A 21350-nucleotide genomic window follows, 5' to 3' on the forward strand; every position below is an offset into this window, starting at 1 on the left:
ATATGCTTACTCGATTGATTTTAACTTTCACCTTGTGCTTCACGATATACGCATGTGCCGAGGAAGACTCATTGAACATATCTGCAGACCAAATGAAACATGCTTTAGAAAGAATTTCTTTTACATGTCATGTAGAGGCAGATCATCTACCGTCTATTAGCGAAAATGCTCGACAGCTGTATCAATATGCAAGATTACTAGAGACCACGGAGGGGCCTAAAGACTATCAAAAAATAGCAAGGTATTATCGACTTGCGTCTGCTGAGGGTAATTATAAGGCAGCTACTAATCTGCACACCTTGATCTCCCAAGGTGTTATTGAGACCGACAATCCAGAAAAAGACGTTATCGATATTGTTGAGGGTCTTATCGCCCAAGGTATTCCAGGAGGTTACTACGATATGGGACATTATTTGGAAGAGGGCTATGGCGTCAAGCAAGATGGAAGCAGAGCAAATGCTTACTTTCGTCGAGCGGCCGACTTAGGTAATCCGGATGCCCAATTTTACGTATCAAAACTGCTTGAGGGTATCGAATCGGCAGAGGAAACAGTGACTAGTATGCGTCGCTGCGCAATGAATCAAGGGCATGCTCAGGCCGCTTTCAACTACGGAGTTTATATGAAGGTGCGGGGTAACTACCCAGAGGCTATTCAGGCCTTTCAAGCGGGCGCTCGGTACGGTAGTCGTAATAGCGCGAGTTTTCTGAGGGAGGGATTTTCCACAACCGATGCTAGTGATGAACAATATTATTTTGCGCTGCCTGTGGATGACAAGCGGTCTCTTCGCTATAAACAAATTGGTGCCTTCCTAAGACGCTATGATGCTCTTGGAGCAAAAGTCCCAGACATCGACCAGATCGTTCCCCTGCCCCCAGCCAAGCTTCCGGAATGGGACGGCACATTCGAATGGCTGAAAAAACGCGAGTCCACGCCCCCTGCTGAAAAGCCATCGGAAGACATGATCCGGGCGCTAAGCCAGGAGAAAGGCCTCGACCCGGAAACAGGTCTGCCGCTACCGAAATGACGTGATAACGATGGGTATACGTTAAGCCATACCTGCTACGCCCCAAAGGAACGGACTCCGGAATCGGGGAATCTGACCTCGACACAAAGGAATGGAAATGTTCACAAGGCTGGTTTTTCTGGCAATTCTCACGACAAGCCTCTGCGCTTGCGAGAAGAAAGGTCACGACAGCGTTACTGATGAAGACATGGCTAAGGCCATGGAGAGGCTTTCGTTTGTCTGCACTCACGAAGCAGACCATTTGCCTGCGATAAGCGATGATGCTCAGGTGCTGTATCGCTATGCACTATTTCTGGAATCGAAAAAAGGCGCCAAAGACTATCAGCAAATAGGCAGATACTACCGTTTGGCCTATGCAGCAGGTAACTATAACGCGGCAACCAACCTGCACAATCTGATAGCCCAAGGGGTTGTTGATAGCAGCAATCGCAGTAAAGAGGTTACAGCCATCGTAAAAAATCTGATCTCGCAAAGTATTCCGGGCGGTTATTACGATATGGGACATTATCTGGAGATAGGCTATGGAGTAAAGAAAGACATACCCAGCGCTCGTGCCTATCTACGGAAGGCCGCTGACCTAGGCAATCCGGACGCACAATATTACATAGCCGAATTGCTAACCAAAGTCCCTAATACTGCAACCACAATGCAGTCCATGTACAAGTGCGCGATGGAACAAGGCCATTCGATGGCTGGAAGAAGATACGCTAGCTATGCTTCAGTCACAAACGGATATAAGGATGCCGTCGCCGGTTACCAACTCTCAACCAAGAATGGCGACAACATTAGCGCTCGTCTTCTGGCGCGTGGCTTCGAAGGACCAGAACCTTCTGACGAATATTACTATTTGGCATTAGATAAAGATGAAGAGCGTGTCGCAAGATACGATAAAATCAGCAATTTCTTGGTTCGTCATGAACACTTGGGCGCCAAGATCCCTGATCTGGATGACATTGTTCCACTGCCCCCAGCACCGTTGCCCGAGTGGGACGGCACGTTCAAATGGAAGCGTGATCGTGATGCCGCTGCACCACCTTCGCCTCCATCGGAAGAGCTGATTCAACGGATGGCGGCAGAAAAGAACCTCGATCCTGAAACAGGTCTTTCATTACCTGCATCAAAGTGAAAAAGACATGCGTTGAGTCATACCCGACACATGCGTAGAGGAAGGGACTCCAATTCCGGGAAGCTTTTCTCACAAATAGGCACATACAAGGGAATGGAAATGTTCACAAGGCTGGTTTTTCTGGCAATTCTCACCGCAAGCCTCTGTGCTTGCGAGAAGAAAGGTCATGACAGCGTCACTGATGAAGACATGGCTAAGGCCATGGAGAGGCTTTCGTTTGTCTGCACTCACGAAGCCGACAATCTGCCTGCTATAAGCGAGGATGCTCAGGCACTGTATCGCTATGCACTATTTCTGAAATCGAAAAAAGGCGCCAAAGACTATCAGCAAATAGGCAGATATTACCGTTTGGCCTATGCAGCAGGGAACTATAAAGCAGCGACCAACCTGCACATCCTGATTTCTCAAGGTGCTGTTGATAGTAACAATCGCAGCAAAGAGGCGATTGACGTTGTGGAGCATCTGATCGCGCAAGGTATTCCAGGCGGTTATTACGATATGGGACATTATTTGGAAGTCGGCTACGGCGTAGTACGCAATAAGGGCAGCGCGTATGCCTACTTTCGCAGGGCGGCAGACTTAGGCAATCCTGCTGCACAATTTTATGTCGCTCGATTACTGTCTAGCATCCCGGCCGATACCGCCGATGTCATGCAAGCAATGTACAAATGCGCGATGGAGCAAGGTAATGGGCCAGCAGGCGTTCATTACGCAAGCTATTCAAAAGTTGTTGGCCGTTATGCGGATGCGGTTACCGGTTTTCACACCGCAATTCGAAATGGTGACTACGATGCAGCACGCAATCTGGCCCGTGCTTTTGAAGGTCCGCCACCATCGGAAGAGCTTTACTATATGGCCTTGCAGCGAGATGAAGAGCGTGTGAAGCGATTGGATAAAATAAACATGTTTCTCTCGCGCCATGAGCATCTTGGGGCAAAAGTCCCAGATCTGGACGATATCGTTCCACTTCCTCCAGCACCGTTACCCGAGTGGGACGGCACATTCAAATGGAAGCGTGATCGTGATTCCGCCGCTCCACCTTCGCCCCCATCGGAAGAACTGATTCAACGGATTGCGGCTGAAAAGAACCTCGACCCCGCTACAGGCACGCCTTTTGGCAGCCGTTAAAAAGTAAACGATCTCTACTTGCACGACAGCGCGATATCCAAAACCTCGCGCGCGCTCTTAAGGAAAAGAAATGCTTGGTCCCCGTAGGAGTATTTATGATCGCCTGTCCGAAAAGCGTCTGGCTGATCTTGAGCGGCAGCGCGTTGTCGAGGCGCAGTTGCCGAAGGGCAATTTCACCTCTGGCTCTGTGGCGGTGGTCAATGCCTGGGTGTGGTTGCCTTGCGGTGTATTCGACGCGCCGCTGACGGCTGATGAGCTGGCGCTGCGCCGTGCGGATTTTGATCATGATCCGCGTCTGGTTGATTCACGCAGTTTGCGACGACCTCTGCGTCGCCTGGAGACACCGGCTGTTCGGTCGCCTGCCGTCGATGCGGCTGGGCGGGCTGTCGAGATTCTCAAGGCGATGTTTGCCCAGTGGGATGAGGCGTTCTGTTCGCAGGTCGACTGGGCGAACACTCAGGTCATGCTGTTTACACCTACGGCACTCAGTGAGCTGGACTGGCTGGCCGCGGTTTGCAGGCTGTGGCCTCGCGACAAGCTGCCTTATTACGCGTTTGACGTCACCACTCAGCCGGTGGCGCAGTGGCTGCCCGAGGCTTTGGGGCAAAGCTACGGCGCCCCCTACCTTTTGTGCCTGAGCCTGGATACCTGGGCGTGCAAGGAACAGATGAAGGTCGGTGAACCCGGCGAAATGGCTGGGGAGGCGGTCAGCGCGGTTCTGCTGCAACGCGAATCCAGCCCTCCTGAACCTCTGCGCGAAGGCGCTTTGAAATTGTTTGCGCCCGTCACTGAACACCATGTCAGCCGTTACTCTCAGACCCGCAACGACACGCAGGTGCTGGAAAGCCTGATGGCCGGGCTAAGCGCCCGAACCGGCTTCGACGCGGAGAAAATCAAGGTGCTGATCGGTGATGGCGCTTTCGATGGGCAACGTTTGCAGCAGCTCCATCATTACGCTCGATCCTCTTTGCCTCGCCTCGATCTGGAACGCCAGATCCGTTTGAACACGCTGGGCGCTAGGGTCGGGCCTGCCACTGAGCAATGGGCGCAGATCGGGCTGGCGTGGCTGGCTGCCAGCGCAGAACCGGGCAGCGTCGCATGGATACTGGACCGTGGTTGCGCGGACCAGACTCAGGGCTGGCTGATCGGCTGATCACCCAGGGAATTGCAAGAAAGGGATGTACCTATGAATTCGATACTCGACGCTGCCATGAACGCCTTCAGCGGACCACTCAGTCAGGCCGGTCGTCTGCTGGAATTGAACACGCCGCAAGGTCAGGAGCTGTTTGCTCTGCGCGCGCATGCCGTTGAGCGGCTGAGCCACGTGGCCCGCTACACGGTAGACGTGATCAATCAGACCACCGACTTCGACCCGGAAAAGCTGATTGGCCAAGCAGTGCAACTGAGCATCCGTCTCGACGACGGCAGCCTGAGCCCTCGGCATGGCTGGGTCGAGAGTGTGCGTTATCTCGGCAGCGATGGCGGGCTCGAGGATTGGCAGCTGGTCTTTGCGCCGTGGTTCAGCCTGCTGGAATACCGCATTGATTGCCGAATCTGGCAAGAAATGAGCTTGCCGGACATCCTCGCTCAGGTGTTTCAGCACTACAGCCAGGCCCGGGCCAACTACCGCTTCGACCTGCAACGCGACTACCCGCTGCTGTCATACGTGACGCAGTTCAACGAGACCGACGCCAACTTTGTGCAGCGCTGGTGCGAGCAGGAAGGCCTTTTCTGGTACGTGGAGCACAAGGTCGACAGTCATTGCATCGTGTTCACCGACAACATTGACTCTCTGCCCACACTGAACCCCGCAAGCCTGCGTTTTCATACCCAGCAGGCCGCCGACCTGAAAGACAGCATCACCCAATGGAGCCCCGGCGCCCGCCTGCTCAATGGGCTGGTGCAGTGGCGCAGCAGCGAATACCGCAGCCATGCGCAGCCACAGATCACTCACTCCATGGCACTGCCTGCCGCATCGGCGCCCCCTGACCTTGAGCGTTACCAATACCGCGGCCAGTATGCATGGCAGAGCCTCGGCCGAGGCGAATGGCTCGCACGCGTGCAGATCGAACAGGATGAGTCGGCGGCCCGTCGCATTCAGGGTCAGGGCGGGGCTCGTCAGATGCAGCCCGGTCATGGCTTTGAGCTGACCCAACATCCGCTTTACGAGCTCAAGCCGCTCCAGGACCGTCAGTTCCTGATCGTCGCCGTGGAGTTCTTTGTGCAGAGCAACCTGCCAATCGGCAAGACGCGATCAAGCCCACCCGGGAGCCTGAAAACACAGTTGGATGCACTGCAGACGCAAGCTTCGCTACCGGCGGGCGATGAAGGCTTCTACCTGAATCGCTTTGAAACACAGCGTCTGGATATTCCCTATCGCAGCGCGTTTACCCATCAAAAACCGGCGCACCCCGGCCCGCAGACAGCAGTCGTCGTGACACCCGGCGGGCATGAGGTTTTCACCGATAACCTGAACCGGGTTTGCGTTCGCTTTCACTGGGATCGTCTGGTGAAGGATGGAGAGCTTGGTTCGTGCTGGCTGCGCATGATGCAGTCGAGCAGCGGTCAGGACTGGGGCAGCGTCAATGTGCCGCGCGCTGGCGAAGAGGTCGTCGTCACCTTTCTTGATAACGATATCGACCGTCCGCTGATCATGGGACAGGTCTACGGCGGACATAAGCCGGCGTGGCATTCCAGCGGCCTGATGAGTGGCTATAAAAGTCAGGAGATTCAGGGGAGCGGCTATAACCAGTGGGTAATGGACGATTCCACCGGCCAGGTCAGAACCCAGATCCACAGTAGCCATGGGCATAGTCAGCTGAACCTCGGTTACCTGATCGACCAACAGGGCAATTCACGAGGCGCACTGCGCGGCGCAGGTTTCGAGTTGCGTACTGACGCCTATGGGGCCTTGCGGGCCCAGCAAGGTCTGTACTTGAGTACATGGCCGCGCAACAAGGCACAAGGTGGGCAGATTGATACTCAGGAAGCTCAGCAGCACCTGAGCAACGCTCAGGCACGAGTGAAGGCATTGTCGGAAATTGCCGAGCAGCACAATGCGCTGCCCATGCCGGGCGGTATTGAAAGTCTCGACCAGCTCAACGCCGATACCCAGGCCAATTACGGCAGCGGCGGCGAAAGCCCGGTCAGCAGCAGTCCGCAGCAACGTAACGGCGGTGACACCAAGGCGGCAATCATGAGCGGCGGCCGTGGCCAGACGTCAGGCTATAAAAAGCCCTTGCTGGTCGCATCCTCACCGGCCGACATCGCGACCGTCACCCCGCAAAATACTCACATCCACAGCGGCAAACAGTTAACGCTTTCGACCGGTGAAGACACCAATCTGGCCAGCGGCAAGTCGCTATTGGTGAGTGTCGCGCAAAGCATCAGCCTGTTCGCCCAAACGGCAGGCGCCAAGCTGTTTGCGGCAAAGGGCAAAGTTGAGATACAGGCACAAAACGACAGCATTGAACTGACCGCGAAAGAAAGCGTGCGTATCACCTCCACCGCTCGCACCATCGAGATTGCGGCGCAGGAAGAAATCCTGCTGACCAGCGGCGCAGCGTACATCCGCATCAAAGGCGGCAATATCGAGATTCATGCCCCCGGAACCATCGATGTAAAAGGCGTGAAAAAGACCTTCGACGGCCCTGCGCAGCTCAATCGGGATAATCCGGCGTGGCCGACCGATTCGATCAAACAAAAGCTTACAGCCTACGCCGGGCTTAGTAGTGCGGCGGGCTATCAGGCATGGGCAGGTCAGCCGTATACCATCTTTGCAGACGGGGCCGAGATCAAAAAAGGAGTGATGGACGCCAGCGGACAGATCGGCATCGACCATCACGTTACAACCAGCCAGTACCGTATTGACCTGAGTAACGGCGTCAGCTATGACCTGCCAGTAGCCGCCGATTACAAAGGTGATCCCAAAAATGCGGAACTGGCCAACCGCGGGCTTCACCGCCACGAAAGCGCTTCGCACCCAGACGTCAAACCGAGCGACAATCGCAGTCTGTTCCGTAACAGGTATGACCAGTTGAGCAACCCAGAGTCGGACGCGTGATTGCTTTGGCGTGTCAACGCTCTACCCTATCGTGCAAATCGATGACATTCGTGAGGCTTGTAGGAGATGGTGGTTGGGCAGGCTGTGCAAGTGGATAGCGGCTTGGCACAAGTAGTAGGTCGCCTGATATTCGGTATCACAAAAAGCCGGCCCGGAAGCGCGGCTATTTGTTGAACTGGATAACTTGAATCTTCCCATTCTCCGCATTCACCGAGTAGGTCACACCATTCCAGCAATCTGCGATGACATGAGCGTTGTCATCGCAGTGAAGACTCATAAACGGCTTGTCCGCCTGCGTACCGTGCGGGCTTTCCTCGATCTGCCAGAGCACTTCGCCAGCCATCGAGAAAGCGAAGATGTTCCGGTTGAAGCCCTCGCCCGGCGGGGATTCAAGCCTGATTAGCACTATCCCCTTAAACAGCAGAAACGTGTCCGCCGGGTAAGGAAGGCAGACTCGCTGACTTTCTATCCAGAGACTCCCGTTCTCGATCCGACAATGATGAGAGCTCATTATTCAGCCTTCAAAGCCATCAACATAAAGCGCCTCATAACGCGCCATCGTATCAATGAGCCGCTGCCGCAGATACCCGTTCGCATGCCCCAAGGCTGCCAGAATCTGCGCCGACTCCACCAGATACGACGCTCGCTTCGCCTTCTTCCAGGTGGACGGCGCTGACTGAAGATTGGTGATGCGGTCACACAACTTGACCGACGCAGCTTCTTTGGAATGACTGGCGATCCCGGCGAAATAAAGCGCTTCGGAAAACGGCACGATCAGGTTCTTGCTCAGGCACGCCACGGCTGAGGCGACCTCGACACCGAACGCTTCAGCCAACTCATCCTGAGTTACCGGCGTATCCTCCAGCACGTCGTGCAGCAACGCTGTGGGCAAGGCGATTTCAAGCGCGCCCACGGATTCTTCGCGATGGGCGAAGATCAACTCGTTGGCAACCATCGCCACGTGGGTGGTGTAAGGAAGGTCCGAACCGGTCATTTTTTGGCCGACGTGGGCCTGGGATGCGAATAGCCAGGCTTTGTTGTAGAGCTGTTGCGGGCACGGTTTGGACATTTGGGTCAGATTCCTTGAGACGCGATAAAAGTCAGGGGCTGTGAGCTGATCCTCGGAGAGAGTACGCGCGTTTCCCTATCAGTCGCCGATAGACTCGTCCAAAGGGTCCTGCAGCGGCGCACGCTCGAACAACTGTTGAGCCAGACCTTGAATGTGCTCGGACCATGCGACGTTCTTGACCCATTCCTCCGGCATGCCTGACACCCCATAAAGCGCGCCTGCGATTTGTCCGGCGGTGGCGGCTACGCTGTCGGCATCATCAGCCAGATTGGCAGCCAGCAGGATGGCGTCTTTGAAATTGTCGGTATTCCAAACGGCCCACAGGGCTGCTTCGAGTGTGTCGATGACATGGCCTGAAGAGCGGATCTGGTCGCGGGTTTTTTCTTTGTATTCGCCTGCGTTGATGATCAAAGCTCGCGGTCGTAATGGCCGAATCATCGGAGAAAGGGTCTCTTCTTTGTCTGCTCCATTAAGGGCCAGATGCAACTGGGCGCCGAGCAGCTCGCAGCAACTTATAGCCTCCATTGCTCTGTGAGTGCATCTGCTTTGTGCGGCGCTTTGCCGCCACGTAGCGAATAGCGAGTGCCTGCGAAATATTGCAGTGGGTGCCAATCTTATTATCGACCCATTACCGGCAGTAGATGGATCGTCGTTGCCATACCAGCCATCTTTGCTTGCCAAGCGTCCTTCCAGAGCAGCACGAGTAGCGTTTCCGATATCGAAGCACTTTCCGTTATGACTGTTCTCGCCCTGCTTATACCAACGACATAGCCTATCGGCGTAATCAGAAAAATCGAAATCACCTTCAGCAAGGTAGGTGTCCGCAAGGCAGAGAGCCATGCTGGTGTCATCGGTCCACTCACCGGGATTGAGCTTGAAAGGACCGCCACCCACCATGTCATGGACATGGCTACGATCACGGGGCAAAAATTCCAGTGTTGTGCCCACGGCATCGCCAATGGCCAGCCCAAGCAGGCACCCTTTTGCACGGTCCAGCGCCTGTGCTTCGGTGAGGGTACACGTCCGTGACGCTATCCAGCCGGGCTTCTCTACAGGCAACCTTGGTGCGTCAGCCTGCAGCATATAATCCATACGTTGGAGCAGCTGCGCAGATGGCGGAGGCAGCAGGTGATCGTAGCGCTCAACATATCGATCAAGGGTTTCGTTGGAGCTTCTCAAGTCAATCATGGGTCCTTCCAGAATAATTTCTCAAGGTGTAAAGCAGTATGGAAGCTGCTACCGGATGCCCGAGTCTATATCGCTTGTTAACGGCCAAATAGCCGTTCCCCGCTTTGCTCCAGGCTTCTGGATCAAAAGATCATCCCGCTCTCTCCTGCGGCATGTCGTGGCGAAAGCAACCGCAGCAATGAGGTCTGTGTGGAAAAGATCAAAGCTGGCTTTGTCGATCTCGTAATACTCCTCGTAATCGATCAAGCCATTATTCACCGGAAATGACAAATAGAAACGCCCTGAGGTTTCCTCGATACCCAAGGAAAGCATGAGGTCGCGATTAAAAAAGGTATCGTTAAATTTCATATGACTGCCTTAGAGCCTTAATCATTCAACCTCATAGATGAAGCCCATCAACTTGTGCAAAAAGCGCCTACAACAAGCTTCATTTTCTGCCATACCTACGAATAATCAACCATAAAGATAAAATTATTATGGGCTTCACCGCCTCATTTAAAGCTGCGGTATTCTACAGTTCACTTCCCATCTACCTGTATACAATACTCTTGGTCGCCCACCATCTTGCAGGGCCAGCCATCGTTAATGTAACGCGTCGGCTTAAAACAAACCCGCTCATCGTTCACCCAAAATAGTTGCCATGCCGAGCCAGAAATAAGCAGCTTGGAGCATGGAGCATAATCCCTCACGAGCAGTAAAATCGTAGTTATAACTATTACAGAGGGCACGACATACGTTATTATCTTTACTGAAAGATAGATCATCAAGCTTTGAAAGCGATATAGGAAAGACTTATTGGGCGGATCAAATTTCTTTCCTGTACAGAGCGCAAAAAAACTCCCGACTACAGCTATCAGAACAGCGGGCGGCGCCATGATAAGTGCAAAAGCCAAATAAGGCACCTCTACAACAGGGGCATTTCGATAAATACGTGCGTACAAGGGTATTACCCTCTCCCAAAGCCAGTAAATTGAAAATATGCCAACAGCGGTCACAGAAATAATCAAAGCCAATGCAATTAGCCGAAAAACCAACGGGTGGATATTTTGTGTAGCTGTTTCTAACCCCTTACTCATAGATAGCCTTAGCGCGCAAGTTTAAACCATGTTATACATATCAAAAATAGCATTCGACAGTTATTAAAACTGTCAAAACACCCATAGCAAACCAATTTATTATTTGCTCACATACTTTTACACCATACAACTAACTCAAATTTTCCCTTGCATTAAGCATCTTGAGGATCGGAGGTTCCCCGCCTGTAATTTCAATTGAAAACATAGCATAAGCATGCTCTAAATCACTGTATCTTTGAAGCCCATTCTCAGTAAATCGATAGCGCCCCGGAACGGCTCCCACCTCTATAGGGGTTAAAATCCGTCTCGACTTTGCCAGCTCCAGCAATGGCTTCAGGTCGTTATGGAGATGTAATGCCTGAGGATCTTTCGATGAGTACTTCTCTAATTTCTCTTCCAACTTTTTTGCTGAGAACTCAACTTTATCCATGTCCATTTTAATCTCCTGCAACCTGGGCTTTCACAGGGGCCACTCAGTTTTGTACAGCTTCCTACCAGGAACGTGGTCCATGGGTGCCGTAACAAGGGCCGCCGTGTCAGTCCCGCCGTATGACTGGCACCTTACAGCGGCCAGGTTTTTCCCTCAAGAATTGCAAGACCGAAAAGGCTCTAAGAAAAGTATTGGCTTTCTGGTCATTCTGCGGCACTTTCACATTTCCTGGCTGTCTCACTCGGTGGCTCGGTAGGAGCAGAAGGTCTTGGAAGAAGCTGAGGTAGGACGTCTCCTACGATTTTTTCGGAAATATTGCACTTTTTTGATAGACGTGAAACGTAGAAAAATCCTGAATAAAGGGATACGTTGCTACCTGACGGCTTCAATTTCCAAACCCTGACTCGCGTTCAGTTGCGGCAACAGACGTACGTACGTTCAAGGATATGTACATGACCACGGATCAGGCCGGACCGTCGCGGCGGCGATGGCATCAAAAGTATTGCTATCTCGTCAATTTTGGTAGATTTGGTTTTCGGACCGATCAGCTTGATAAATGCCGACGTCATGCGGCAGTCAACGAGGCACGCGCATGAATAAATTCTTGACCCCTCCTACCTCCGCAGCTCTGACCTGTGAGCGCAAGCAGACTGGCTTGCTGGGTAGTGGTCAGCAGGGGTTTGCAGGCGAATCGGCCATGGACTTCTACATGCAGCCTGGGCGCTTTGCAGGACTGTACGCAACTGATGATTACACGGCTGCGGTGTACCTGGTGCATCAGCTTTCATCTCGCGATGAGCAAATGAGTTCTGATGAGTCCAAAAGTGCTGCTCTGCTACTGCGCAAACTCCTGCAAAAACTGAAGTACGCAATCAACGTATCGGTTGAAGCATTACAAGCCTTGCAAACGGCCGCTGAAAACATTCCGGTAATTGGCCCTCTCATGTTCTCGGGAGGGAATTGGCCAGGGACTATAGCGACTGCCGCAAGTGGCGCTATGGCAGCCGCACAGAGCAGAAAAGTAACTGATTTACTGGATATGACGCCCGAGCAGAAAGCCAAACTTAACGCATGGGCAGATAGCAGAGGCACGCCCGGCGCACGGTCGGCGCGAAAGACATTTAAAGGCAGTATTAAAATTATTGCTAAAGAAGGTCAGCTATTTTTTGAGATACCTGTCACAGCCGTTGCAAAGCATTACAAGATACTCGATGCGATCGGACCTTCAGTCGCCCATGTACCAGTGAAAAATACGAAAGCGGCCTTGAGTCAGCGAGCACACTTGCATGCGGAAGGTGGGACAGGAGTACTGAAGTTTATGGGCAGTAACCCTGTTGGCATTGCTCTGGCAGTGGGTCCTCAAGCCTACCTGGATTATTCAAGCTCCTCCACGAATCTGGAGTTCTATAACAAGTCTGTTCATAGTCAGCCCACCAACATTGTGTCCGCTGGTTTCGGTGTGGCAACCGGTTATGCCATGGCGGCCGGCGCCACCTTCTTTGCGGTTCCTGCAGCGCCCTTAGTTGTTGTCGTAGCCGTCAGCTTCGGCGTGGGTCTGGTTGCGCAGTGGGCGATGGTTGAGTTCGGAATTGACGAGATGATCGGAAAAGCCTTAGAAATCGAGAAACAAAAATGATCGACTCAGACAAACTGAAAAAATTCAGCTGGTTTTTGTTTGTTTTTCTGGTCTCCATACTAGCTTTGGGACTTTCAAGTTTTAAATATTTTTTACCTGTCTATTTTACTATTTTCTTATGCGCAATAACGTGGACTCTGTACCTTGTCTATGTATGCGAGAGCTTTACTTTATATATGACTTCCTTGTTGGTTACGATAGCAAGCATCTTCTGCTCATTTGCTTCTCTCTCAGCTTATTTGGTTGCCACAAAATTTTGGGGCAAAGCAAGCGCTCCTGCGCTCATGGCGGGACTCGTCCCATTTGGGATTACATCGTTGACGTATCTGCTCTTGGTCAATGGCAAGCCATCATTTCATCCATTTGAATACGATGGAATCAAGGTCCAGCCACGTCCAGAGAAAAAGCAAAAAAAATCGATTGCTTACAATCCTCTCTTAATAGCTGGCGCAACCACACTGGCAGCAAGCATTTTTATCAAAGCAGCAGGGGCCCTTACCGCCGGGATGGTTGCGATGTTTGGGTTAACGACTTTCTCGATAGCGTTATTATTCCACGCACGTCACATAATCAGAGGCTTGCGTGACCTGCGCCTCCACCAAAAAACGATGCCAACCCCCTATACATTCATGCAGATTGATGAAATTCGCAAAGCTCGTAGACGCTGGTGGCTGAGCAGGTTATTCCAGTGGGTCGCTTCCCGGCGCAAGTCGCCGGGAGCCTGATTTTCGATGATAATTACGCGCGGGCTGATAAAGCCTCCTAGCGTTGTACCGGCTTAAGGAGTAGTGGAAGCGATGGATCTATCCTCACTGTTTACGGCGCAGAACAGGCGACTGTTCAAGCTGACGATGGCCCTCAAGGGTGGCCAGGAGCTGTTGCTCGATTCCTTTGCCGGTAGTGAAGGTTTGTCGGCTGATTTCGGGTTTCAACTCGATCTGATTTCTGATGATGCGAGCGTAAAGCTAAAGTCCGCTATAGGGCAGTCCGCGACCATTGAAATCGAACTCGCCACCGGAGGCAGCCGTTACATTAACGGTCATGTATTGAGCTTTGGTAACAATGGCAGCGACGGTGGCATGTCGCGCTATTCAGCCTACATAGGCTCGTGGTTGAGCCTGATTGCGCAGAGGTACGATTCTCAGATCTATCAGGATCAGACAGTGGAGCAGGTGATCCGGAAAGTATTGGGTCGCTACGATGGGCTTGCGAAGTACGAGTTCCGTGTCAATCGCACGCTCAAGCCATATAGCTACATCACCCAATACCGCGAAAGCGATAGTCACTTCGTCATGCGCCTGCTGGAGCAGGAGGGTTTGTTCTTCTACTTTGAGCATACGGCGGACAGCCATACGCTGATCATCATGGACGACTCGACTGTACTCACACCGCTTCCAGAGCAGCCCCAGGTTCGCTTCCATACAGCTTCTGTAACCGAAACCTCTGACTCCATCACCCACTGGAGTTCAGCCCGGGAATTCCAGGCTGGCAAGATTTCGGTACAAACCTTCGATTACCGGCAGCCAGGAAATCGTATTCCCGTCACGATGAACAGCCTTAATCAGCAAGGCGATGTTCCATCGTATGAAATCTTTGATTACATGGGGCAGTACACGCACGGCACGCCCGAAGATGGTGAGCTCCTCGTGCGTAATCGTATCGAGGCACTGGAGCTAAAAGGTAAGACATTCGTAGGGTCGAGTAACTGTCGGGCGATGCGTCCAGGTTACACATTTGAACTGACGCAACATTACGAGCATGACACGGGCTCTCCCGATGATCGGCAGTTCCTGTTAATGAATATCGAGCATCGCGGCAGCAATAATTACACCTCGGGCAGTCAGGCGGGTTACGCCAATAAAATTTATTGCGTACGCAAAAAAATCAAGTTCCGGCCTCAGATGGATCTGCTCAAGCCAGGCATTTCCGGCCCCCAAACCGCCATCGTTGTCGGCCCGCCCGGCGAAGAAATCTACACCGACGAAATGGGCCGGGTAAAAGTGCAGTTCCACTGGGACCGCTACGGCAAGTTTGATGACAAAAGCTCCTGCTGGGTCCGCGTCGCTCAATCCGGCGCAAGTGGCGGTTTTGGTAGCATGCAGATCCCGCGTGTCGGTGACGAGGTGGTGGTCGTTTTCCTTGATGGCAACCCTGACCGTCCGCTCGTCATGGGCAGTTTGTACAACAGCCAGAACACGCCGCCGTGGTCGCTGCCTGCCAACAAGACCCAGAGTGGTTTCCTGACGCGTTCGGCCAAGGGGGATGGCGGTACAGCCAACTTCTTCCGCTTTGAAGACAAGGCCGGTGCCGAACAGGTGATCATGCATGCCGAGCGCAACATGGACACCGAGATCGAGCTGGATGAAAAGCACGAGGTGGGCAATAACCGCAAGGTGACGGTCGGCGGCACGAATACGGAAATCATCCAGAAAGATACTGTGACGAACGTGCAGCAGGGATCGTTTACGCTAAAGGTCGACAACCAATTCATTCAGGTGGATGCCAAGCAGTACATCCTTCTCAAAGTGGGCGACAGCAGCATCTCGATCACTCCGGAAGGCATTCAGATAAAAGGCAAAGTGATCAATGTTCTTGGCGAGAGCACCTTCGTCAAAGGTGACCGAGTCGACATCAACAAGTGAGAACGCAGGGCATGGAACGAACAAGTCTCTACGACCGTATTTCCGCAAAACGTATTGCGGATGAGGAGGCAGCACGCAAGGCGGCGCTGGAAGCTCCGGTCGTTGAAGCTGTCCCCGAGCCTGAGCCAGAACCGATCACGCCATTGCAGGACGTGCCCAGCAGTTTCAATTTTGGTGGCTTTAATCTGGCCTTTCCTGAGGGCGCCCTGTTTCGTGATGTCCAGGTTACGCTTGCGTACAAAGGCGAGCCGCTCATGTTGTCTGTCAAACGCAGAGACGTAATGCAGGGTGAGGCGCTGGAAGCACTTTTCGAAAGCTCGGTGCAGACCTTTCGTGAGCGCGACCCTCAACTCCGTATTATTCGTCGGCGGGACTGCACCCTGGTGGGCTGTACTGCGAAAGCGCTGGATTTCCACTTCAAAGAAGGCAGCGCAGAACAACACGCACGTCTGGTAGGTGCGCTTGTTCCCCTTGCCGGAAAGGATGTGCTGCAGTGGTTGGAAATTTCTTGCCTGATCGATCCGACCAAGCCGGACCTCAGCCTCTGGCTGGCGGATTTCGATAGCATGCTGGGCGGTCTCGCCGCACAGTGATTGTTTCTTTTTTGATTTCAGGAATTCTTATCACATGGACTACGAGTTGCACGAAGGCAGTATCAAGCTGCCAGAGGGATTTCAGGACCGCACAGTGAACATGTTCGTGATGGGCTCGACGCTGCCTGCCCCGCTGAGCATTACAGTCTCCAGAGACACTCTGCTACCTTCCGAGCACCTGAAAACCTATGTTGATCGCCAGGTCAAGATGCTTTCGTCCAAGCTGCGCGGTTACACGCTGCTGAACAGAAAAGCAGTTTCGCTATCGACCGTGGCCCCTCTCGAAGGTATTCAGATCGACGCGTATTACATGACCGAAGGGCGTCCTTACTATCAACGTCAGGCGGCGTTTCTGATCGAGCCTGAGCGCGCGATCGTATTCTCGACCACGTCCCAGACGGACTTCAGTGCCGAGCAGACCCAGGACTGGGAAAACTTGCTGGCCAGTTTCCAGCCTCGCGTGGCCGACACTTCTCCAGCCAACGGTAGCGAACAGGAGTAACGCTCATGTTCGAGGCCGCGCGCTTTGGTGACGAAATATCGCATACCGGCGCCCTGGGGGGCTTCCTGATCGGGGCTGTGCTCGGTATTGCGCTCATTGCGACGGTGGCAATCGCAACCTTCACGTGCGGGTTCGGCGTGGCTCTTCTGGCAGGACTTGCAGCAGGCGTCGGAGGTAGCCTGCTCACCGCCGCAGGAGAGGCGATAGGGAGTATGTTTTCCTCCCCTTCCGGCACGATCATCACGGCCTCACCCAATGTATACATCAACAACCGCAAGGCAGCGCATGTTGAAAAAAGCATTGGTGCCTGTGACAAGCATCCGGGGCCGGTCAAGATTGCCGAGGGCTCGACCAACGTCTTCATCAACAGTGTGGCGGCGGCGCGCAAAGGCGACAAGCTGACCTGTGGCGCGACCATCTCCGGCGGCTCCGACAACGTATTCATCGGCGGCGGCAGGTATCGCTATCTGCCAGTGGACGACGAAATTCCAGGCTGGCTGCGCACTACCGTCGATGTACTGATGGCCGTGGCGGGTGCGGCAGGTGGTATCGCCCAGTTGATCAAGGCCGGAACGCAGGCAGGCATGAAAGCAGTGCTGCCCTGCGCCCTGAAGTTCACCGCAGGTTTCGTCGCCGGCGAAGTGGGCAGTCGCTACGTGGTTGAGCCTGTGATGCGCAGTGCAATCGGCGGCCTGAGCGGCAATCCGGTCGACACCACGACTGGCCGCAAGCTGATCCCGGATGAGATCGACTTCAGCCTGCCCGGCCTGATGCCCATCGAATGGTCGCGTTTTTACGCCAGCAATCTGAATGTCGACAGCGTACTCGGCAAAGGCTGGGTGCTGCCGTGGGAGCAAAGCCTGCGCAAGCGCGGCAGCTTCCTCTACCTTACGGACAACCAGGGCCGCACCGTACCGTTCGTGGACATAGCGCCCGGCCAGCGCATCTACAACCCCCACGAACAGGTTTATCTGGTCTGCACGCAGGGTGGTCACTACCTGCTGCAGACGCTGGACAACATCTTCTTCTACTTCGGCGAAGTGCCTGACGACAACAAGCCGGTCCCGCTGGATCGTATCGAAAACGCACTCGGTCACTTCCTGCATTTCACCCGCACTGAACAAGGCACGCTGACCGACATCAGCGCAACGGGCGGGATCCGCGTGCACCTGCATTACGACGAAGTGACCACGCGCCTGACCTCGGTCAAGCGCATCGTCGACAACGAGGCGGTCGAAACGCTGGTTCAATACCACTACGACAGTAATGGCCAGCTCGCTGAGGTGTTCAACCGCAACGGTGATTCAGTACGCCGTTTCAGTTACACCGATGGCGTCATGACCCGCCACAGCAACGCACTGGGCCTGACCTGCGAGTACCGCTGGGAAATCATCGACGGCCAGCCGCGTGTCGTCGAACACCAGACCAGCGATGGTGAGCATTTCCACTTCCGCTACGACCGTGAGGCCCGCACCACCTGGGTCACCGACGTACTGGGCCGCGAGCTGGAAATTCATTACAACAAGGATCATCGCGTCACCTCGAGCCGCGACTACAGTGGCGATCACTACGTCATCGAGATCGACGACACCGGCAACATGACCGGGCTGACCCTGCCCGATGGCAACCAGCTGGCGTTCGAGTACGACGAGTTCGCCCGGTTGCTCAAGGAGACCGATCCGCTGGGCCGCAGCATTCGCTACCAGTATCACCACCTGACGACGCTGATCACTCAGGTTGATTACCCGGATGGCAGCACCTGGAAGGCCAACTACGATGCCAAAGGCAACCTCGTTGCCGAGATCGATGCGCTGGGCCACAAGACCGAATACCTCAACGGTGAGGACGGCCTGCCGCACACCATCGTCGACCCGACGCTCAAGTCCAAATACCTGTGGTGGAATAACCTGGCGCAAGTGCAGCGCTTTCAGGACTGTTCGGGCAAAAGCACTTATTACCGCTATGACGAACGTCACCACCTGGTTGCCGTCACCGATGCCCTGAACAACACCACCACGCTGGAACGCAAACCCGACGGCGAAGTGCTGCGCATCAACCATCCGGATGGCACCAGCGAGACCTTTACCTACAACGAACTGGGCCAAGTCCTGACCCACACCGATGGCAAAGGCCAGACTACCCAGCTGCTGCGCAACGGCCGTGGCCTGCCTAAATGGCGACAGGATGCCAAAGGGCAGACCATCACCTACGAATACGACAAGGCCATTCGCCTCGTCGCCCTGACCAACGAAAACGATGCGACCTACCGCTTTGCCTACGACAACGCAGACCGCCTGATCGAAGAAAAACGCATCGACAACCTGACCCGCCGTTTCAGCTACAACCTCGGCGGACACCTGACACAGGTCGAGGAAATCGGCTACGGCGAGAAAGGCGAACAGCCACGGCGCAGCACCCACCTGGAGCGCGACCCGATTGGTCGCCTGCTGGCCAGACTCAACGACGACGCGCGTCAGGACTACGCCTACGATGACGGCGACCGACTGCTGTCAATCGAGCGCAAGCCGACGGACACCGGCAGAAAACTGGGCGTCACCGCCGAGAAACTGGAATTTGCTTACGACCTGCTGGGGCGACTGACCACAGAGACCACGCCGCAAGGCGCACTGGCCTACGACTACGATCCACTCAGCAACCTGACCACGCTGACCCTTCCGACAGGCCAGCATCTGAACCACCTGTATTACGGCAGCGGCCATCTGCATCAGCTCAATCTCGATGGCCAGCTGATCAGCGACATGGAGCGCGACGACCTGCACCGCGAGGTCTACCGCACCCAGGGCAAACTCACCAGTTGCTTCGGTTACGACAGCATGGGTCGCAAGGCCTGGCAGTACGCCACAACCCTGCCTGCGGAAAAACTGTCGCAGATCCAGAACCCGCTCATAAAGCCGGAACGTTACGTCGAACACGCCTACAACCCGATTCACCGCCGTTATGAATACGACCCGGCCGGTGAACTGAGCCGCACCCTCGACAAACTGCGCGGCGAAACCCAGTACGAATACGAAGCCAACGGCCAGCTGCTGGCGCGCAACACCGGTCGCGTGGTCGATGGCGAAGAGTTCCGCTACGACGCCGCCGCCAACCGCCTCAACTTCAACACCAGCCGATTCGATCACGTCAAAGACAACCGCCTCAGACAATGGGCGAACCACGAATACAAATACGACGCCTGGGGCAACCTGATCGAGAAAGTCGTCGGCATCGTGCGCTGGCAGACCTTCACCTACGACTGCGAAAACCGCCTGGTTAAAACCGAGACCATGGCCGACACGCAGGTGGAAAGCACCAGCAGCTACCAATACGACAGCCTGGGCCGAAGAGTCGCCAAACAGTCCGAGATCAAAGGCCACACCGACCACAAACGCTTCCTCTGGCAAGGCCTGCGGATACTGCGCGAAGAAAGCCCGGGACAGAGCAGCCTGTACCTCTACGAGCCCGGCAGCTATGCGCCGCTGGCCCGCGTGGATGAAAAAGAAGGTGAGGTAGAGAACAAGGTTTATTACTTCCACACCGACCAGATCGGCACACCGCTGGAGATGACCGACGCCGAGGGGCAGATCGTCTGGCAGGCCAAGTACCGGGCGTGGGGTGCGGTTGAGAAGCTGGTGGTGAACGAAGTTGAGCAGAACCTGCGGTTTCAGGGGCAGTATTTTGATGTCGAGACGGGGCTGCATTACAACACGTTTAGGTATTATGATCCGGAGATTGGGCGGTTTATAACGCAGGATCCGATTGGGTTAGATGGCGGTTTCAACCTTTACAAATATGTTCCAAATCCGACGTCATGGGTCGATCCTTGGGGCTGGGAATGCTGGGGCACGGCTCGAAGCAGCTATTGGAAGGCTGAAGCTAAGGCTCCCACTCAAGCGTACTCACCAGCGAACATAGCTCGAATGACAAAAGGGCAAGCCCCTAGAATGAAAGTTGAAGTAATTAATCGTAAGACGTTAGAGATATCTGAAAAAGACGTATCTATGGAGCTCCATCATGATCTGATTCCTCAGCGGACTGGTGGGGCCGGAGTTCATGATAAATCTAACCTGCTATCACTTACACCGTGGGAGCATGAAGCAGTCGATCAATTCAGACATGTTGGGTCAGATCTAATTCGGGTAATTAAAGGAGTAGATACATGGGTACCACCACTTCGGAATCAGTAAGAGATTTAATTTCTTCATCGCCCTACAAAAAAATAGTAGCCGATTTAAAAAAAGAGCTGAAGCTTAAGGTGTCAGAGGATTATGCAGATATATTCAATCGCTTGGATACCGATGCTCTCAATAGGTCTGGATTAGAATTAACAGCGATTGAGAAAATAATTTCAGAAAGGGCGGGCGAGCTTAAATCATACTCTATAAAAAAATACAAAATCATGAATGGCATCCAAGAAGATCAGGAATATCCAAGCGGTGAGGAGCCGGAGGTAATGGATAGAGACTCTAACATTGTGAGCAAGGGATATGCGCCGGGGTTTCTGCTTGCTAATGCAATAGAATATTTATTAGATGAAAAAAGCAAAAAGGAACTTGAAGACTATTTAAAGGCTTCTCGAATTCCAGCGGCGAAAAGTTATGCTAAACAAATCGCGACTTTTAAGTTATAGAGCTACTATATTTTTCCGGACCTCCGGCTGTCAGATCGTCATCAAAGATTATCTGAAAACCACACGCTGGGGGCAAACCCGACAGTGACGTGCACCAGCTGGTACGGCACGCCGTGTAGATTTTGTAGTCAAACGCAAAGATGGGAGTTGGTCGCCAGTTGAAGTAACCAGTAAGACAGCAGATAAAAATAGCCCAACTACGAAAGAGTCCGAAATCCGGCAAATGGGCGGTACTTTCGTAA

At 53.7% G+C, this 21350-nt stretch carries 17 protein-coding genes and 1 pseudogene; 12 read left to right on the top strand and 6 right to left on the bottom strand.

From position 1 onward, the window contains the following. Positions 1–2 precede the first annotated feature (2 nt). The 5 genes and pseudogenes from AC54XV_RS26260 (at position 3) to AC54XV_RS26280 (ending at position 7342) form a co-directional block, all read left to right on the top strand. On the top strand, positions 3–1025 hold the full coding sequence (locus AC54XV_RS26260; RefSeq protein ID WP_024642645.1) for an SEL1-like repeat protein: 1023 nt from the start codon (positions 3–5) through the stop codon (positions 1023–1025). Positions 1026–1122: 97 nt separating this feature from the next. Then, on the top strand, positions 1123–2151 hold the full coding sequence (locus AC54XV_RS26265) for an SEL1-like repeat protein (RefSeq protein WP_058399516.1): 1029 nt from the start codon (positions 1123–1125) through the stop codon (positions 2149–2151). Positions 2152–2250: 99 nt separating this feature from the next. Beyond that, a pseudogene (locus AC54XV_RS26270) lies at positions 2251–3286 on the top strand (SEL1-like repeat protein). A gap of 63 nt (positions 3287–3349) precedes the next feature. Then, a complete protein-coding gene (locus AC54XV_RS26275; protein ID WP_240851245.1) occupies positions 3350–4432 on the top strand; it encodes a hypothetical protein in 1083 nt (360 codons plus the stop codon). A 33-nt stretch (positions 4433–4465) separates the two neighbouring features. Then, positions 4466–7342 (top strand): type VI secretion system Vgr family protein, encoded by a 2877-nt coding sequence (locus tag AC54XV_RS26280; protein WP_060400232.1) that lies wholly within the window; start codon positions 4466–4468, stop codon positions 7340–7342. A gap of 163 nt (positions 7343–7505) precedes the next feature. Here the strand turns inward: AC54XV_RS26280 and AC54XV_RS26285 are convergent, their stop codons facing one another. The 6 genes from AC54XV_RS26285 to AC54XV_RS26310 all read right to left on the bottom strand — a co-directional run bounded on the left by AC54XV_RS26285 (position 7506) and on the right by AC54XV_RS26310 (position 11111). Further along, a complete protein-coding gene (locus AC54XV_RS26285) occupies positions 7506–7853 on the bottom strand; it encodes a DUF7957 family protein (protein ID WP_058417009.1) in 348 nt (115 codons plus the stop codon). A gap of 3 nt (positions 7854–7856) precedes the next feature. Then, positions 7857–8411 carry an HD domain-containing protein gene (locus AC54XV_RS26290; protein WP_104652903.1) on the bottom strand — a complete coding sequence of 185 codons (555 nt, stop codon included), beginning with the start codon at positions 8409–8411 and terminating at the stop codon, positions 7857–7859. A 78-nt stretch (positions 8412–8489) separates the two neighbouring features. Beyond that, positions 8490–9599, bottom strand: a complete 1110-nt coding sequence (gene tri1 / locus AC54XV_RS26295; RefSeq protein WP_496717488.1) for an ADP-ribosylarginine hydrolase Tri1 — start codon at positions 9597–9599, stop codon at positions 8490–8492. A gap of 48 nt (positions 9600–9647) precedes the next feature. Beyond that, positions 9648–9947: a hypothetical protein gene (locus AC54XV_RS26300; protein WP_024642653.1), complete on the bottom strand. Its 300-nt coding sequence runs from the start codon at positions 9945–9947 to the stop codon at positions 9648–9650. Positions 9948–10117: 170 nt separating this feature from the next. Further along, positions 10118–10675: a hypothetical protein gene (locus AC54XV_RS26305; protein WP_024642654.1), complete on the bottom strand. Its 558-nt coding sequence runs from the start codon at positions 10673–10675 to the stop codon at positions 10118–10120. A gap of 130 nt (positions 10676–10805) precedes the next feature. Beyond that, entirely contained in the window at positions 10806–11111 is a 306-nt protein-coding gene (locus tag AC54XV_RS26310; protein WP_024642655.1) for a hypothetical protein, read from the bottom strand. Between the two features lie 586 nt (positions 11112–11697). Between AC54XV_RS26310 and AC54XV_RS26315 the strand changes: the two genes are divergently transcribed. The 7 genes from AC54XV_RS26315 (at position 11698) to AC54XV_RS26345 (ending at position 21108) form a co-directional block, all read left to right on the top strand. After that, positions 11698–12741 carry a hypothetical protein gene (locus tag AC54XV_RS26315; RefSeq protein WP_046722315.1) on the top strand — a complete coding sequence of 348 codons (1044 nt, stop codon included), beginning with the start codon at positions 11698–11700 and terminating at the stop codon, positions 12739–12741. Beyond that, on the top strand, positions 12738–13466 hold the full coding sequence (locus AC54XV_RS26320) for a hypothetical protein (protein WP_058399512.1): 729 nt from the start codon (positions 12738–12740) through the stop codon (positions 13464–13466). The genes AC54XV_RS26315 and AC54XV_RS26320 overlap by 4 nt, the downstream gene beginning before the upstream one ends. A gap of 72 nt (positions 13467–13538) precedes the next feature. Beyond that, positions 13539–15383 (top strand): type VI secretion system tip protein TssI/VgrG, encoded by a 1845-nt coding sequence (tssI, locus tag AC54XV_RS26325; RefSeq protein ID WP_011269350.1) that lies wholly within the window; start codon positions 13539–13541, stop codon positions 15381–15383. Between the two features lie 11 nt (positions 15384–15394). Then, positions 15395–15976 carry a DcrB-related protein gene (locus AC54XV_RS26330; protein ID WP_011269351.1) on the top strand — a complete coding sequence of 194 codons (582 nt, stop codon included), beginning with the start codon at positions 15395–15397 and terminating at the stop codon, positions 15974–15976. Between the two features lie 34 nt (positions 15977–16010). Further along, complete coding sequence (locus AC54XV_RS26335) at positions 16011–16478, top strand: DcrB-related protein (protein WP_003318825.1); 468 nt, start codon at positions 16011–16013, stop codon at positions 16476–16478. A 5-nt stretch (positions 16479–16483) separates the two neighbouring features. Next, entirely contained in the window at positions 16484–20665 is a 4182-nt protein-coding gene (locus AC54XV_RS26340; protein ID WP_104684676.1) for an RHS repeat-associated core domain-containing protein, read from the top strand. Further along, positions 20638–21108: a hypothetical protein gene (locus AC54XV_RS26345; RefSeq protein ID WP_003408175.1), complete on the top strand. Its 471-nt coding sequence runs from the start codon at positions 20638–20640 to the stop codon at positions 21106–21108. The genes AC54XV_RS26340 and AC54XV_RS26345 overlap by 28 nt, the downstream gene beginning before the upstream one ends. The last annotated feature ends 242 nt before the right edge of the window (positions 21109–21350 follow it).

The sequence above is a fragment of the Pseudomonas fragariae (ex Marin et al. 2024) genome, from assembly GCF_059621105.1.